This is a genomic window from Microbacterium sp. IO18 (genome assembly GCF_049099505.1).
Lineage (GTDB): Bacteria > Actinomycetota > Actinomycetes > Actinomycetales > Microbacteriaceae > Microbacterium > Microbacterium aurugineum.
Map to the genome: position 1 here is coordinate 2,038,262 of NZ_JBMJAF010000001.1, position 13,646 is coordinate 2,051,907.

Annotated in this window: 13 protein-coding genes; 3 read left to right on the forward strand and 10 right to left on the reverse strand. The window is 67.3% G+C overall.

The genetic code is table 11. From position 1 onward, the window contains the following. Position 1: 1 nt before the first annotated feature. The 8 genes from ACLF6J_RS09795 to ACLF6J_RS09830 all read right to left on the reverse strand — a co-directional run bounded on the left by ACLF6J_RS09795 (position 2) and on the right by ACLF6J_RS09830 (position 7,886). Positions 2-664, reverse strand: coding sequence for a PadR family transcriptional regulator (locus ACLF6J_RS09795; RefSeq protein ID WP_208526500.1), 663 nt, complete (start codon positions 662-664; stop codon positions 2-4). A gap of 274 nt (positions 665-938) precedes the next feature. Beyond that, positions 939-2,279 carry an HNH endonuclease gene (locus tag ACLF6J_RS09800; RefSeq protein WP_244093565.1) on the reverse strand — a complete coding sequence of 447 codons (1,341 nt, stop codon included), beginning with the start codon at positions 2,277-2,279 and terminating at the stop codon, positions 939-941. A 224-nt stretch (positions 2,280-2,503) separates the two neighbouring features. Further along, complete coding sequence (gene panB / locus ACLF6J_RS09805; RefSeq protein WP_134352736.1) at positions 2,504-3,373, reverse strand: 3-methyl-2-oxobutanoate hydroxymethyltransferase; 870 nt, start codon at positions 3,371-3,373, stop codon at positions 2,504-2,506. After that, positions 3,370-4,257, reverse strand: a complete 888-nt coding sequence (panC, locus tag ACLF6J_RS09810) for a pantoate--beta-alanine ligase (RefSeq protein ID WP_134352735.1) — start codon at positions 4,255-4,257, stop codon at positions 3,370-3,372. The genes panB and panC overlap by 4 nt, the downstream gene beginning before the upstream one ends. Continuing rightward, on the reverse strand, positions 4,254-5,204 hold the full coding sequence (locus ACLF6J_RS09815; protein ID WP_134352734.1) for a Rossmann-like and DUF2520 domain-containing protein: 951 nt from the start codon (positions 5,202-5,204) through the stop codon (positions 4,254-4,256). The genes panC and ACLF6J_RS09815 overlap by 4 nt, the downstream gene beginning before the upstream one ends. Before the next feature lie 222 nt (positions 5,205-5,426). After that, positions 5,427-6,845, reverse strand: coding sequence for an MFS transporter (locus tag ACLF6J_RS09820; RefSeq protein WP_134352733.1), 1,419 nt, complete (start codon positions 6,843-6,845; stop codon positions 5,427-5,429). 100 nt (positions 6,846-6,945) lie between these two features. Continuing rightward, on the reverse strand, positions 6,946-7,512 hold the full coding sequence (locus tag ACLF6J_RS09825) for a TetR/AcrR family transcriptional regulator (RefSeq protein ID WP_134352732.1): 567 nt from the start codon (positions 7,510-7,512) through the stop codon (positions 6,946-6,948). 65 nt (positions 7,513-7,577) lie between these two features. After that, positions 7,578-7,886 carry an ArsR/SmtB family transcription factor gene (locus ACLF6J_RS09830; protein ID WP_134352731.1) on the reverse strand — a complete coding sequence of 103 codons (309 nt, stop codon included), beginning with the start codon at positions 7,884-7,886 and terminating at the stop codon, positions 7,578-7,580. An 82-nt stretch (positions 7,887-7,968) separates the two neighbouring features. Here ACLF6J_RS09830 and ACLF6J_RS09835 point away from each other — a divergent pair, with 82 nt between their 5' ends. Continuing rightward, positions 7,969-9,198 (forward strand): MFS transporter, encoded by a 1,230-nt coding sequence (locus tag ACLF6J_RS09835; protein WP_208526499.1) that lies wholly within the window; start codon positions 7,969-7,971, stop codon positions 9,196-9,198. A gap of 19 nt (positions 9,199-9,217) precedes the next feature. Here ACLF6J_RS09835 and ACLF6J_RS09840 read toward each other — a convergent pair whose 3' ends face one another. Together ACLF6J_RS09840 and ACLF6J_RS09845 are read right to left on the reverse strand one after the other, a co-directional pair. Continuing rightward, positions 9,218-9,733 carry a hypothetical protein gene (locus tag ACLF6J_RS09840; RefSeq protein WP_134352730.1) on the reverse strand — a complete coding sequence of 172 codons (516 nt, stop codon included), beginning with the start codon at positions 9,731-9,733 and terminating at the stop codon, positions 9,218-9,220. A 116-nt stretch (positions 9,734-9,849) separates the two neighbouring features. After that, on the reverse strand, positions 9,850-10,365 hold the full coding sequence (locus ACLF6J_RS09845) for a hypothetical protein (protein WP_244093563.1): 516 nt from the start codon (positions 10,363-10,365) through the stop codon (positions 9,850-9,852). 152 nt (positions 10,366-10,517) lie between these two features. Between ACLF6J_RS09845 and ACLF6J_RS09850 the strand changes: the two genes are divergently transcribed. After that, the gene (locus tag ACLF6J_RS09850; protein WP_134352729.1) at positions 10,518-11,807 is read left to right on the forward strand and encodes a hypothetical protein; all 1,290 of its coding nucleotides are present in this window, start codon (positions 10,518-10,520) and stop codon (positions 11,805-11,807) included. Continuing rightward, positions 11,804-13,639, forward strand: a complete 1,836-nt coding sequence (locus ACLF6J_RS09855; protein WP_134352728.1) for a DUF262 domain-containing protein — start codon at positions 11,804-11,806, stop codon at positions 13,637-13,639. The genes ACLF6J_RS09850 and ACLF6J_RS09855 overlap by 4 nt, the downstream gene beginning before the upstream one ends. Positions 13,640-13,646: the final 7 nt, after the last annotated feature.

Sequence of the window (13,646 nt, forward strand, 5' to 3'; positions counted from 1 at the left end):
GTCAGTCCTGCGCGAGGATCGAGTACAGCCTACGGCGGGCTTCGTCGAGGACCTCGATCGTCTGCTGCACCTGCTCGGGCGAGCCGCTTCGTCCGACCTGGGCGGCAGCGGCGGCGAGGTCGACGCCCGCCTTCGGGAGTGCATTGAACCGGGCGCTGTCTCGGTGGCCGTCCTTGCCGGACGACGACTCCCAGGGAGCCGGGGTCTCGGAGCTCTCGTCGGCGACGGCGCGGCCGGCCTCGGTGAGCGAGTAGGTCTTGCGGCCGTTCTGCTCCTCGGCCTCGATGAGTCCTTCGTCGGCGAGCAGCTGCAGAGTGGGGTACACGGAGCCGGCGCTCGGCTTCCAGGTGCCGCCGCTGCGCTCGGCGATCTCGTTGATGATCTGGTAGCCGTGCATGGGCTTCTCGGCGAGGAGTGAGAGCACGGCGGCGCGGACGTCGCCGCGGGCCATGCGCGAGCCGCCGGACGGGCGGGACTCGAACGACTTGCGGAGCTGGTCCATGGCTTCGAAGATCGCGGCGGCGGGCCCGCCGGGGCCTGTGCCGAACCCGGAGCCGGATCCGAACCCGGATCCACCGAAGATTCCGCCCGGTCCGCCGGAGCCGCCGTTGTTCCCGGAGCCGCCGTTGCCGCCGAACGGGTTGGAGGGGAATGCGTTGTTCATGATGACCTCCTGCTGTGGTGAACGATACTCAACGATATATCGTTCAGGCTGTGGGTTGGGTGGGAGTTCTCGCTCTGCGACACGTTCTCGGGCGCCGCCCCTCCCGGCTCAGAGCGCGAAGGGCCCCGCTGATCACCGCCCTCCGACGGCCGATCTCTGACAACCACTCGCCGACAGCCACTCGCTCTGATAACCACTCCCCGACAACCCCCCTCTGACAACCGCCCTCTGACAACCACTCGCCGACAACCGGAACCCTCGCGCGGTGTCGCCCTCAGGCCGCAATGTCGAAGCGCGCTCGTCCCCCCAGGCGCGGCGTGCGGGCGGGGTCGACGTATCCGGGTGGAATGAACCACACCCGTCCTACCGGGCCAGCCCCATCGATACGGATCTCCCACTCGTTGTCGTGAATGCGATGGTGACAGGTCTCACACAGCAGCACCCCATTGGACAGATCCGTCGGCCCTCGATCTCGCCTCCACCAGCGGATGTGATGCGCCTTCGTCATCTCCGGCGGCAACCCGCACATCGCGCACCCACCGTCCCGCTCCACCAGAGCCAACCGTTGCGCCCGGGTGAACAGGCGTCTCTCCCGGCCCCAGTCCAAAACCTCGCTCGCACCGCCGAGCACGCACGGGATCACGGCCCCGCCCGCGGCCATCCGCCGCGCCGCACCGACACTGACCGGCTGTTCGATCCCGTCGACCTCTGCGGCTCCGGATCCGGACTCCAGATCCTCCAGCCGCATCCGCACCACGACCGTCGCACCCGCCAACGGCACCCGCTGCGCACACCCGAGAACATGAGCTGCGAACACGGCCAGTGCATCCGCCTGCAGCATCGGCACCGAACGACGATCCGCATCGACTGCATCGGGATCCGGCGCATCTTTCCGCGCTGCGAACGCCGCTGAGACATACCCCCGGATCGCCGTCACGACCGGAGCCGCCGATTCCGCATCCAGCACCGCGCTCAGATGCACCATGCCATCACGCTCGAACAGCGTCAGCGCACGCTTTCCGCGGCGCTCTTCCTCCTTCGGCTCGACCCCGTGCGGGTCGAGCCACGCCTCCGCGCGGACCACGAGCTTGCGGACGTCGTCGAGCGCGAGGCCCTGAGCCTTCTCGGCGAGCACCCGCTCCCCCTCGGCGATGCGTTCCGGGCCGGCAGCCACTCGACACCGATCCAGCAGCCCGACGATCATCGCCGCCGCCTGCGCACTGAGAGCCCCGGTGGCCAGCGCCTCGCGTACGAGCGGATACCTCGCCGGCAAGCGCGCTCCGATCAGGTCCATACGCGGCGCCGTCGCCTCGCCGACCTTGACGAGACGCTGCGCATCACCCGTCGATACCCCCGACGTCGCTGCGATCAGCTTCGCCGGACTCCGAAAGCCCTGTTGCTTCGCGAGGCTCTCTGCTCCCAACTCGGGGCGCGACTCGCGTGAGATACCAGCCGCCACCTCCACGTGCACAGCATCCAGACGCCGCTGCAACAGACCGATCGCATCATTGACGGCGATCAGCTGCGCTCGAGACAGATCGTCGGTCTCCTCGGCGCGCGACCACGCGTCATCGAGGCGAGCCATCGCCTCGTGCAACCCGGTCAAAGTGGACATGCTTCACTCTAACCCGGAATGGCTCTACTTTCGAAGCTTTATTCGATTAAATGCCGGAATATCGCCAAGAATCCATGCAAACTATCCACAAGCGCGGGATCACACACCAAGCGTCTTCGAAACTATGTACCATGCAAACATGACCCCACACAATGACCCCGGATGCGAGTCGCACGCCCGCGATGCTCTCGATGGGGCCGGCGATCGGCCACGCGCCGGCTGGATCAGCGCGTCGCGAGCATCTCCTCCAGGCGCGCCGCCTCACCGCGCGCCATCGTGTAGCCGTGCTCCGCCGAGGGATACACACCGCTGCGCACCTCCCGCGCGTATGCCTCGACGCCGTCGATGGCCGCACTGCGCAGATCGGCGTAGCGCTTGACGAACTTTGCTGCCCCGCCGTCATAGAGCCCGAGGAGGTCGTGGAAGACGAGCACCTGCCCGTCGGCACCCGCTCCGGCGCCGATACCGATCACCGGGATGTCGAGGCGCGGCATGAGGACTGCGGTCACTTCGGAGGGCACTGCTTCGATCACGAGCATCGCGCACCCGGCATCCTGCAGGGCGAGGGCATCATCGATCACGGCGAGCGCGGCTTCGGCGGTTCTACCCTGCGCGCGGTAGCCGCCGAGAGCCGTCGCGGTCTGCGGGGTGAGTCCGACGTGCCCGACCACGGGAATGCCGGCTCGAACCAGGGCCCGAGCGCGGTCGACGGTCGCGCCGCCGCGCTCGATCTTCACGAGGTCGCAGCCAGCCTCCTTGATGAAGCGCTGTGCCGTCGCGAGGGCGAGTTCGTCAGAGGCTTCATACGACCCGAAGGGCAGGTCGCCGATGAGCAGCGGGGAGGTCAATCCGCGGCGAACAGCCTTGGTGAGCATGAGCATCTCGTCGACCGTGACCGGCACCGTGCTGTCGTAGCCGAGCACGGTCATCGCGGCCGAGTCGCCCACGAGAACGATGTCGACCCCGGCAGCTTCCACGATCTGCGCGCTGGGGTGGTCATACGCGGTGACCATGACGAGCGCTTCGCCCGCGTCCTTCTTCGCGGCGAGGGTAGCGAGGGTGACACGGGGGTGGGAAGCATCTTGGGCACTCATGCGCGGACCTCCGTCGCGGTGGGGCCGGCGGCGACGTCGCCCCCGGAGAGGATGTGGTTGTCGATGAGCCGAGCAGCCCCGACGTGCGCAGCCACGGCGAGGAGGGCGTCGCGGTCGACGCGTCCGAGAGGGCGCAGAGTCTCGGCATCGCGGAGCTCGAGGTACTCCGGATCGATGTCGGCCTCGTCCAGCACGCGACGAGCGGTCGACAGGATGCTGCCGGCGTCACGGGCACCGCCGTCGAACACCGCGGTCGCTTCGTCGAGGGCACGGTTGAGCGCGGTCGCCTGAGCACGGGCGTCCGCATCGAGGTAGACGTTGCGCGAGCTCATCGCGAGCCCGTCAGCCTCGCGCACGATCGGGCACGCGACGATCCGCACGTCCAGGTCGAGGTCGCGTACGACGCAGCGGACGACCAGCACCTGCTGCGCATCCTTCTGCCCGAAGTAGGCGGCATCAGGGCGGACGATCCCGAACAGCTTCGTGACGACCGTGGCGACGCCGTCGAAGTGATGTGCGCCGCGACTCGCACCGTCGAGAACATCGGTGAGGCCGGCGACGTGGATGTTCGTCGCGAACCCGTCGGGGTAGATCTCGGATGCCGCGGGGGCGAAGAGGATATCCACGCCCTCGGCTTCGGCGAGCGCGGCGTCTCGCGCCTCGTCGCGCGGGTAGGTGCTGAGGTCTTCGTTCGCGCCGAACTGCGTCGGGTTGACGAAGAGCGAGACGACGACGAGATCAGAAGCCGCTCGGGCCGCACGCATGAGAGAGAGGTGCCCGTCATGGAACGCCCCCATCGTGGGGACGAGCCCGACCGACGAGTCCGTGCGCCGAGCGTCGCGAACGGCCGCCCGAACCTCGGTGATCGTGCGGAGGATCCTCATACAGAAGACTCCTTCTCTTCGCCGGCAACTTCTCGCGACGGGTTCCCCCGCGCCCCCTCACGCGACACCGCCTCCCGCGACGGCACCCCTCGCGACCCTTCCTCCCGCGACACCATCTCCCGCGACGCCATCTCACCCGCCCCCTCCCGCGACGTGACCTCCCCCGACCCCTCCCGCGACACCCCCTCCCGCTGCAGCACCCCTCGCGACCCTGCCTCCCGCGAGGCGATCGTTCGGGTGACCACGGCGAGGGCGTCGAACAGTGCCTGAAGGTCGTGTTCCTTCGCAGCCGACCTCTGACGCGCGACCGTGGCTTCATCCCCTCGGGCGATCGGTCCGGTGAGAGCTTCCTGCGCTCCGACGCGTGCCCAGTTCTCGATGGTGCGACCGACGAGCGGGGTGAGGATTTCGCGGGCCTCGCCCTCGGGCATGCCGGCGGCGACGGCGAGCTGCTCGGCCGCATCGAGCACCGTCAGCACGAAGTTCGAGGCGAACGATGCGGCCGCGTGATAGCTCACGCGGTGCTCGTCGTCGACCATGAACGGACGGGTCCCGAGCACGCGGGCCAGCTGCTCGGCGACAGAGCGGGCTTCGTCGGTGCGGCCGGCGACTGCGACGCCGATGCCGTGGAACACGTCGGGCGGCTCGGTCCCCGTGAAGGTCTGCAGGGGGTGGAAACGGAAGTCGACGTCGTCGAGCGAGGTGGCACCCGAGACGTGTCCGACGAACCGCACATGCGGTCGTGCGACGAACGCCACCGCCGGGATGGCGCGGTCCGGCACGCAGAGCAGCGCGATCTCCGCTTTCGGCATCGATTGGTCGCGCCGGAGGGGTCCGAGGACGTCGAACCCGGCCGCGCGCAGAGCCCCGGCGAGCACGCGTCCGACACGACCGGCGCCGACGATGGCGATGGTCGTTCCTGGCGCGAGTGCGGTGGAGGTCTGCATGTCGATTCCCCAGCCGATTCACGACGGCCGGGATGCCAGAAGTATCCGCCCATCTCGGCATCCGTTCCAAATCTGAGGCCAGAATGCCAAACAAAAGGCAACCATCACTTGTCATTACCGTGACTTCCGGCGAACTCAGAAGGTCATTTCGATCCCACCCACACGAACGAGCCCGTGGAGAACGTGCCCTGCGCCGTCGTCCACGGGCTCGCTCCGACACCCTCAGTCGCGTCGCCAGACCGCGACGATCGCCGCGCCGACGACCGCCAGTCCAGCCGCGCCGAGAAAGAGCCAGGAGAACCCTCCCGTGAGGGCCTCGGCGTGGGAGGACCCTTCCGCCGAGAGTGCCGCGGTGCGGAGCCCGGCGACCGTGCCGAGCACCGCGAGCCCGATCGCGCCACCGAACTGCTGACTGGTGTTGACGAGTCCACCCGCGAGTCCGGCCTCTCCGCCCTCGACGCCGTCCACGGCGAGCTGGGTGGTCGCGACGACCGCGCCGCCGAGTCCGACGCCGATCAGGAGGGTCGGACCGAGCAGGTGCGTGAGGAACGCGGCATCCACCGGAGATGCGGAGAGCCACACGAGCCCTGCCGCCAGGAGGAGCAGCGCCCCGATCAGCACCGGCCGCGTGCCGACGCGGGCGATCACGGCAGGGACCACGCCGGCGACGAGCACGAGCACACCGGCGAGGGGTAGCTGCGTGAGGCCCGCGGTCAGGGCGTCATAGCCGAGCACGGCCTGCATGTAGACCGAGAGGGCGAAGAAGAGGGCGACCATGGTGGCCCCGCCCAGCAGCATGACGATGTTGCCGAGCGCGAGGTTGCGGTTCCGGAACACGCGGAGCGGGACGAGAGGAGCGGCGGCGCGGCGCTCGATCGCCACGAAGACCCCTCCGAGCATCAGCGCGAGGGCGAGCAGTCCCAGCGGCAACGGATGCACGAACCCGACCTGCTCGACCGCGCTCAGTGCACCGACGAGCGAGACCAGTGCGGCAGTGACGGTCACGGCGCCGGCAGCGTCCAGTCGACCGGAGACACGGAGGCCGTCACGGGTGATGAGCAGCGGGATCGCGATGAGCACGAGCGCACCGATCGGCACGTTCACGAAGAACACCGACTGCCAGCCGAGGGTCGCCGTGAGCACCCCACCGAGCAGCACCCCTGCGGCGGATCCGGCGCCGGCGACCGCTCCCCACACGCCCAGCGCCTTGGTGCGTTCGGCGTCGTCCGGGAACAGCTGGGTCAGCAGCGCGAGGGCGGCCGGGGCGAGGAGCGCGGCCGACACCCCCTGCAGGGCGCGGGCGGAGAGGAGCATCTCGCTCGAGAAGGAGAAACCGGCGAGCGCGGATGCTGCCACGAACCCGGCCGCTCCGAGGAGGAACACCCGGCGATGCCCGTAGCGGTCGGCGAGGCGTCCACCGAGGAGGAGAAGGCCACCGAACGCGAGGACGTAGGCGGTGATCACCCACGAGAGGGTGGCGGTATCCATGCCCAGCTGCCGCCCGATGACGGGGAGGGCGATGTTCACGATCGAAGCGTCGAGCACCACGAGGAACTGGGCGAGGGCGAGGACGCTGAGGGCGAGCCAGCGACGCGTGCTGCTCGGTGCGGCGACCGCCGGGAGGGAAGTGAGGGTGGTCATGACGTGCTCCGTTTCTCGATTCTTGTGGGTGGAGGAGGTGTTGAGTGATTGCTCACTCACTCTTGAAGGCGCGGAAAAGGACCCGCCTCCGACAGAAGCATCAGTCGGGGTGCGTGATCCCCTTGGTCAGCAGGGCGACCCAGTCCCCCGGGCGCCCGTCGAGCTGCGTCGTGACGATCAGGTGACAGAGCTGCCCGTACGCGATGAAGCGCTGCACGTCGTCGTCGCTCGCCCGAGAACGGGTCTTCGCGAACGTCGTGACGCGTTCGAGCCCTTCCCGCAGCGCCCCACCGACGGCGGGGATCTCGGCGACCGACTGCGCGTGCACCTGCAACATCAACAGCGTCCGGTCGGAGATGAGGTGCGCGTAGGCATCACCCATCGCGTCGAGCACGCCTTCCGGCGAGGTGTCGGCGGCGGCATCCGCCCCCTCCTCGAGAGCGGCGAGGATCGCGTCGAAGCAAGCCTCGAGCGCCACGACGAACAGCGCCTCCTTGCCGGAGTACAGCTTGAAGACGTAGGCCGGCGAGATCTTGGCCTCGCGAGCCACGTCGGCGACGGTCGTGCCGTGATAGCCACTGCGCGCGAACGCCGCCAGCGCTGCCGCAGCCACGAGGGGCCGACGGGCGTCGGCTGTCGAAAGGATGGAACTGCGAGTGCTGGACACATGAGTGACTATACACTCACTCTTGCGGGTGAGCAAGGAATCCACGCGCGACGGCCGGTGGGCGGTCACGGAGTGCGCAGCACCGAATCCAACAGTCCCGGGAAGAGCGCGTCGAGGTCGTCGCGTCGGAGCGTCAGCATCCGCCGGCGCCCGTTGGGCTCGTTGCGGATGACTCCGGCTTCGCGCAGCACCTTCATGAAGTGCGACTTGGTCGACTTCGGGAGGTTCGGATCGGTGGCATGGCAGGCGGCCATGTCGAGGGGTCCGTCGGCGAGCTGGCGCGCGATGGCGAGGCGCTCGGGGTCGCTGAGCGCGAAGAGCACATCCGTGAGCTGGATCTCGGAGCGTTCCGGGTGAGGGAGATCGCCAGGCATGGTTCGAGAATAGTTGAACAATCACAGGATGGCGAGTACGCTCCGATAGTTCGATGATTCTCGAACCTTATGAGGAGTCGCCATGACCAGCACCGCGCCGATCATCCGTCCGTCGATGGCGGGCAACACCGCGCCCGGCGCGGTCCCCCGGGCGCGGTTCGGATTCGTGCTGGCGATCGTGGCGCAGATCCTGATGATGGTCGGGGCGAGTGCGCCGTCGCCGTTCTATCCGGTGCTCGCGCAGGACATCGGGTTCCCGGCTGTGGTGATCAGCGCCGTATTCGCGGTGTACGCGGTGGCGCTGCTGCTCACGCTCCTCACCGCCGGTTCGCTCTCGGATCACGTGGGTCGTCGTCCGGTCGCGATCGCCGGGTTCCTGCTGCTGGCCGGAAGCATGTTCCTCTTCTGGCACGCGGATGCCGTCGCGGTGCTGTTCCTCGCGCGCATCCTGCAGGGCGTGGCGAGTGGTCTGCTGATCTCGGCCCTGTCGGCGACGGTGCTCGACTTCGCACCGGGCGGGCGTGCCGGGGTCGCGGCGCTGTGGAACGCGCTGAGCCCCGGGATCGGACTCGCGCTCGGGGCGCTCGCGTCCGGGGTGATGCTCGACGTGAGCGGCGAGGCCCTGCTCGACGTGTTCGCGCCCTTGAGCTCGATCTACCTCGTACTGGCGGCGCTGTTCCTGCTGGTGCCGGAGACCGCGCCCCGCACGCCCGGAGCGTGGGCGTCGCTGAGCTTCCGGCTGTCGATCCCTCCGGCGATTCGGGCCGACTTCTGGCGTGGGGCTCCGGCCGTGATCGCGGGGTGGGCGACGGGCGGACTCTTCCTGTCGCTCGGCGCGAACATCGTGCGGGGCGAGCTCGGCGGGGAGGCGCACGTGTGGCAGGGGCTCGGCGTCGTGCTGCTCGCCGGTGTCGGTGCGGTGACGGCCTTCGTGCTGCGGCGGATCTCCGCGCGATCGATGGTGCTGTTCGGCACGTCAGCGCTCGGGGTCGGGACGCTGCTGTCGCTGATCGCGCTGGGGGTGGGGTCGCTGCCGTTCTACCTCGTCGCGGCGGCGGTCACCGGCATGGGCTTCGGGACCGCGTTCTCAGGAGTCGTCGCGTCGTTGGCTCCGCGGATCCCGGCGACGCAGCGGGCCGACACCTTCGCCGTCCTGTATGTGCTGGCGTATCTGGCCTTCGGAGTGCCGGCCGTGATCGCCGGTGCGCTGGTCGGGGTGTTCGGGCTCGAAGCGGTGTGCGTCGGGTACGGGATCGTGGTGATCGCGCTCGCGGGGATCGCATTCGGACTGCGGGTACGGGCGGGGCGGTAGCGAGGTCGGCATCCGATCATCACGAGCAGAAGTCTTCTGCGAACCGCTCGAATTCCTCGGGACTCACGACGGGGTCATCCGAAGAGTCGTAGATGTCGGACGCGAACATCCCGATGGGCGTGAGCACCTCGCCAGGTTTCACGGCCGCCAGCTCGCTCGCGCTGAAGAGGCCGGACTCCGCGTTCTCGCCGTTGTCGCCGAACGCCTTCACTGCGAAGAGGACGTCTTTCCCGAGTGTTTGCTCGCGGAACGGCATCGCCACCTCACCCTCGCCGCTGATCGGCTCCGACAGGTTGAACTCCTTCGTCTTGACGTTGGTCCACCCATCGGGATCGCCGTCTTGGTTGGGAGGGAAGGAGTTGACGGCACGGAGCTCGAGGAAATCGACCGAGCCGTGGCACAGGCGCACGAGGACTTCGAGTGAGCCGTCCGGCTGCCGGAGCAGGCCCAGCGTTCCGGTGGCGGCAGGCGTGCACGCCGTCAATGCCAGCATCGGCGCAAGGAGCAGGATCGCAATACCGCGCCGACGTTTCATGAAGGCACGCTAACCTGACGCGTGCACCCGAGGCGTGAACGTGCCGCAATCGTGATGGCGGGCCTTCGGGGGGGCCGAAGATCCGATCTAGAGGTAGAACACCTGCCGTCCGGGCGTCAGGGCCCCGTCATCGGCTCGATCACGACGTCGATGACCCCGAGTGGGAAGGGGCTGAAGACGGACCAGGAGCCGGACGAGAACTGCTCGAGCGGAATCAGCTGGAACCACACGTGCGAAACCACGAGGGCCACGGCGACGAGCAGACCGGCTCCTCGGATCGCGCGTTCCAGTGTCCGCAGGGCGGCGCGCTCATCCGATGCCTTGGTGACGCGCCCAATCGCGATCAGGACGATCAGCGCGATGCCGACATAGACGAACACGCTGGGACGGAGTGCCAACGACACGCACATCGGAGCCTGCTCGACCGACCGGCCCTCCGCGTCGATGAACCCGCCATCGGCATCGATTCCTCCCGGGCAGAATCCCTTGCTGCCGCTCATGAAGACGGAGTAGAGGACTCCCGCGACGAGGGCCCAGATGAGGAGCCGTCGGATGCCTATGATCACCACAGCTCCGGGGAGCCCGGCGGCAGTGGTGTCGGGCTGCGGGGCCGGGGGTGATGTGAGTGACACGGCGGACTCCTTCGAGGTCGGTCCTCTTCATCATGTCGGAGGAACCGGGGACGGGGGAAGGGGGGCGGGAGGTGCGCAGTGTCGCGTTGTCGTGCGCATACGCCATGATCTTCATAGGCGCGCATGGGGTTTCGCACGAAAGGGCATCACGTATGGACGACGTAGATCTCTCCGAGATCGAGCTGATCACCGACGGGGATGGGCTCGCGCTGATCGGCCCAGCGTCCAGCGTGGAACAGTTCTTGACATCCAATCGCCTCGAGTCTCGCGATCTTGAACTTCCGCGGCTTGGGAGCGCCTTCGGAGGTGGCGCCGCTGCTCTCAAGGCAGGCTCCGAGATCACAGCGAACTCCGGGCGCTGGATGAAGCTGACTGAGGAGTCGTGGGCTGCCGCGCAAAAACTGCCCAAAGTGACGAACTCGTCAAGCGGTAATCTCCATGCGACTCTCCGGGCTCCCAATGGGCAGTTCGCGAAGAATCTGCAGTTCCTCAAGACGCCGGGATCGATGCTGACGAACCCAGCCATGCTCGCGGGCGTCGCGGGAATCATGGCCCAGGTTGCGATGCAGCAGACCATGGAAGAGATCACCGACTACCTCGCCGTCATAGACGAGAAGGTCGATGACGTGCTCCGAGCGCAGAAAGATGCTGTGCTCGCGGACATGATCGGCGTGGACATGATGCTCGAAGAGGCGCTGACCATCCGAAAGGAAGTCGGTGGCGTTTCAGACGTGACTTGGTCAAAGGTGCAGGGATCGGCGATGACGATCGCTCGCACCCAGGCATACGCCTTGCGCCAGATCGATGCCCTTGCGGAAAAGCTAGAAAGCAAGTCCGTCAATGAACTCGCCGACCTGTCGAAGAACGTCGACCGTCACGTGCAGGATTGGCTCGCTGTGCTCGCACACTGCTTCTACCTGCAGGAGGCGACAGGGGTCATCGAACTCGACCGCGTCCTCCAGACATCTCCCGAGGAACTCGACCGTCACCGAATCGCGCTCCGAACGGCTCGCGCCAACCGCGCGGAGGTGATCACACAAGCCACGCGGCAGCTCCTCAATCGCATGGACGTGGCAGCGTCGCTTGCGAACTCGAAGGTGCTCTTCAATCCCATCGAGTCTCCGGCGATTGTTCGGTCGAGGAACGCAGTCAATGACTCTGTCGGAACTTTCCACGATCACCTCGGCGTCGAAGCGGCCCCAGACGAGCTTGAGTCCCGGCGTTGGTCGGCCGCAGTTGCGGACACCCGCGATGACTTGCTCCGAGCCGGCAGCGACGGCGTAGACACGGCGCGCCGCCTCGGCACAGAAGGCGTCGAGGCCGCCACACGCATCGGCGCTGAGGGCGTGGACAAGGCCAAGGAGATCGCGGGATCGTTCGCCGACTTCGCCGGACGCACATTCAGACGCCGCAACCCGAAGAGCGAGGTGGGCGAGTCATGAGCACCGGGAGCAAAGCCCTTGATCGGCCCGTCCACCAGTGGCTCTCCGATATCGCGGCCGGCAAGCTTCACCTTCCAAGTTTTCAGCGCGGTGAGGCCTGGGACCGACGCCGAATCGAGTCAATGCTGCGCACGATCATCCGTGATCTTCCGCTGGGAATCACTCTTGTCCTCGACGTCGGCGAGGAAGAGCAGTTCCATTCGCGGCCGCTGGTAACCGCTCCGCAGACGCATGCGAAGGTCACGGAGCACCTTCTCGACGGGCAGCAACGACTCACCGCGCTTTGGCGCTCACTCAAGGGCAACTACGAGGATCGCAAGTTCTTCGTCCATCACCCCCTGCTCGACGAGGACCCGCAGAACGATGGTGACGGCGTCGACGTCTGGTCGTACACGACGTGGAAGAACAAGAACGGGCAGTTGATGCCACGCTGGACCGAAGACCCCGCTCAATGCGCACAGCGAGGTCTGGTTCCCGTGCACCTTCTGGACCCCGCGTCGGACGATGAGGTAGGAGCGTGGATCGAGAAGGCGACTTCGCACCTCAAGCCAACGCTCCACGCCGATTCCGATGCGACGCAGATCTTCGCCGCCATGGAGGCCTACGACGCGCGGCGACGGTTCCTCAAGGACGACGTCGTCTCTCCACTCCGTGAGACGGTCAAGCACTATCGGCTCCCGTACTTGAATCTTCCCGCCAGCACACCAAAGTCGGTCGCTCTCGAGGTGTTCATCAACATGAACACCAATGCAAAGCCGCTTCGCCCGTTCGACATCGTCGTCGCAGAGGTGGAGAACGCGACGGGAGCTCGGCTGCAGGAGATGATCGACACGTTCGTCGCGCAGCATCCGCACGTCGGCCCTTTCGGTTCCGTGTCCGATCTCCTCCTTCAGACGATCGCGCTGCACCAGGATCTCTCGCCGAACAAGTCTGGCTTCTTCAGCCTCGATGCCGATCGACTCGTCAAGGAATGGGACCTCACGCTACAAGGCCTCCTCGACGCGATCGAGCTTCTCGGGCAGATGCGAATCTGGGATGCCGAGCGACTGCCCACTGCCGTAGCAGTGCCTGTCGTGGCCGCGATGTTCGTTCGTTCCCCTAAGCTCGGCGACGCCCGAGGGCTGGTCGAACATGTCGGCCGAAAGTACCTGTGGACCGCGTTCTTCACCGGACGCTACGACGGCGCGGCGGCGACTCGTGCGCATGCAGACGCCAAGCCGCTCCTCACCTTCGCGTCTGCGCCGACACCCGGTGCGCTCGCATTGCTCGACTCGACCGTGCCCGTCCTCAACCGCGAGGTGTACCCGCTTCCCAGTACTCGGGCGCTCCAGGCCGCAGGGTGGCCGAGTGGGCGGAGCAGCCTCGCACGCGCGATACTCGCCGCGACCAACTACTTCGGTGCGCGTGATTTCGCGGATGACTCGCCACTCAGCGCCTCCAACGTCCGAAAGCGCGAATACCACCACCTCTTCCCGGCGAAGCTGCTCAGCGACGCCGGAATCGATCCGAACCTGGCACTGAACTGCGCCCTCATCACGTGGCGGACGAATCGCACGATCGGTCGACTCGACCCGATCGCCTACCTGGCAGCGCGCGCCGAGGCTGCTCCGAGCGTGGAGTCCGTTGAGGCTCGGCTGCGGAGTCACGTGATCCCCGTCACGGCTCTTCGAGATGCAGGGCCATATCCGGACGCGGTGGTCGGCGCCGAACTTCTGGCGCAGGTCGGGCCGGACTTCGCGAGCTTCATCGAGTTGCGCGCCGAAGCCGTGGCTCGCGCAATGGCGCGACTGTGCGAGGGCGAGGGACCGGAGCTCGCCGCGGTCTTGAGCTAGGAACTGG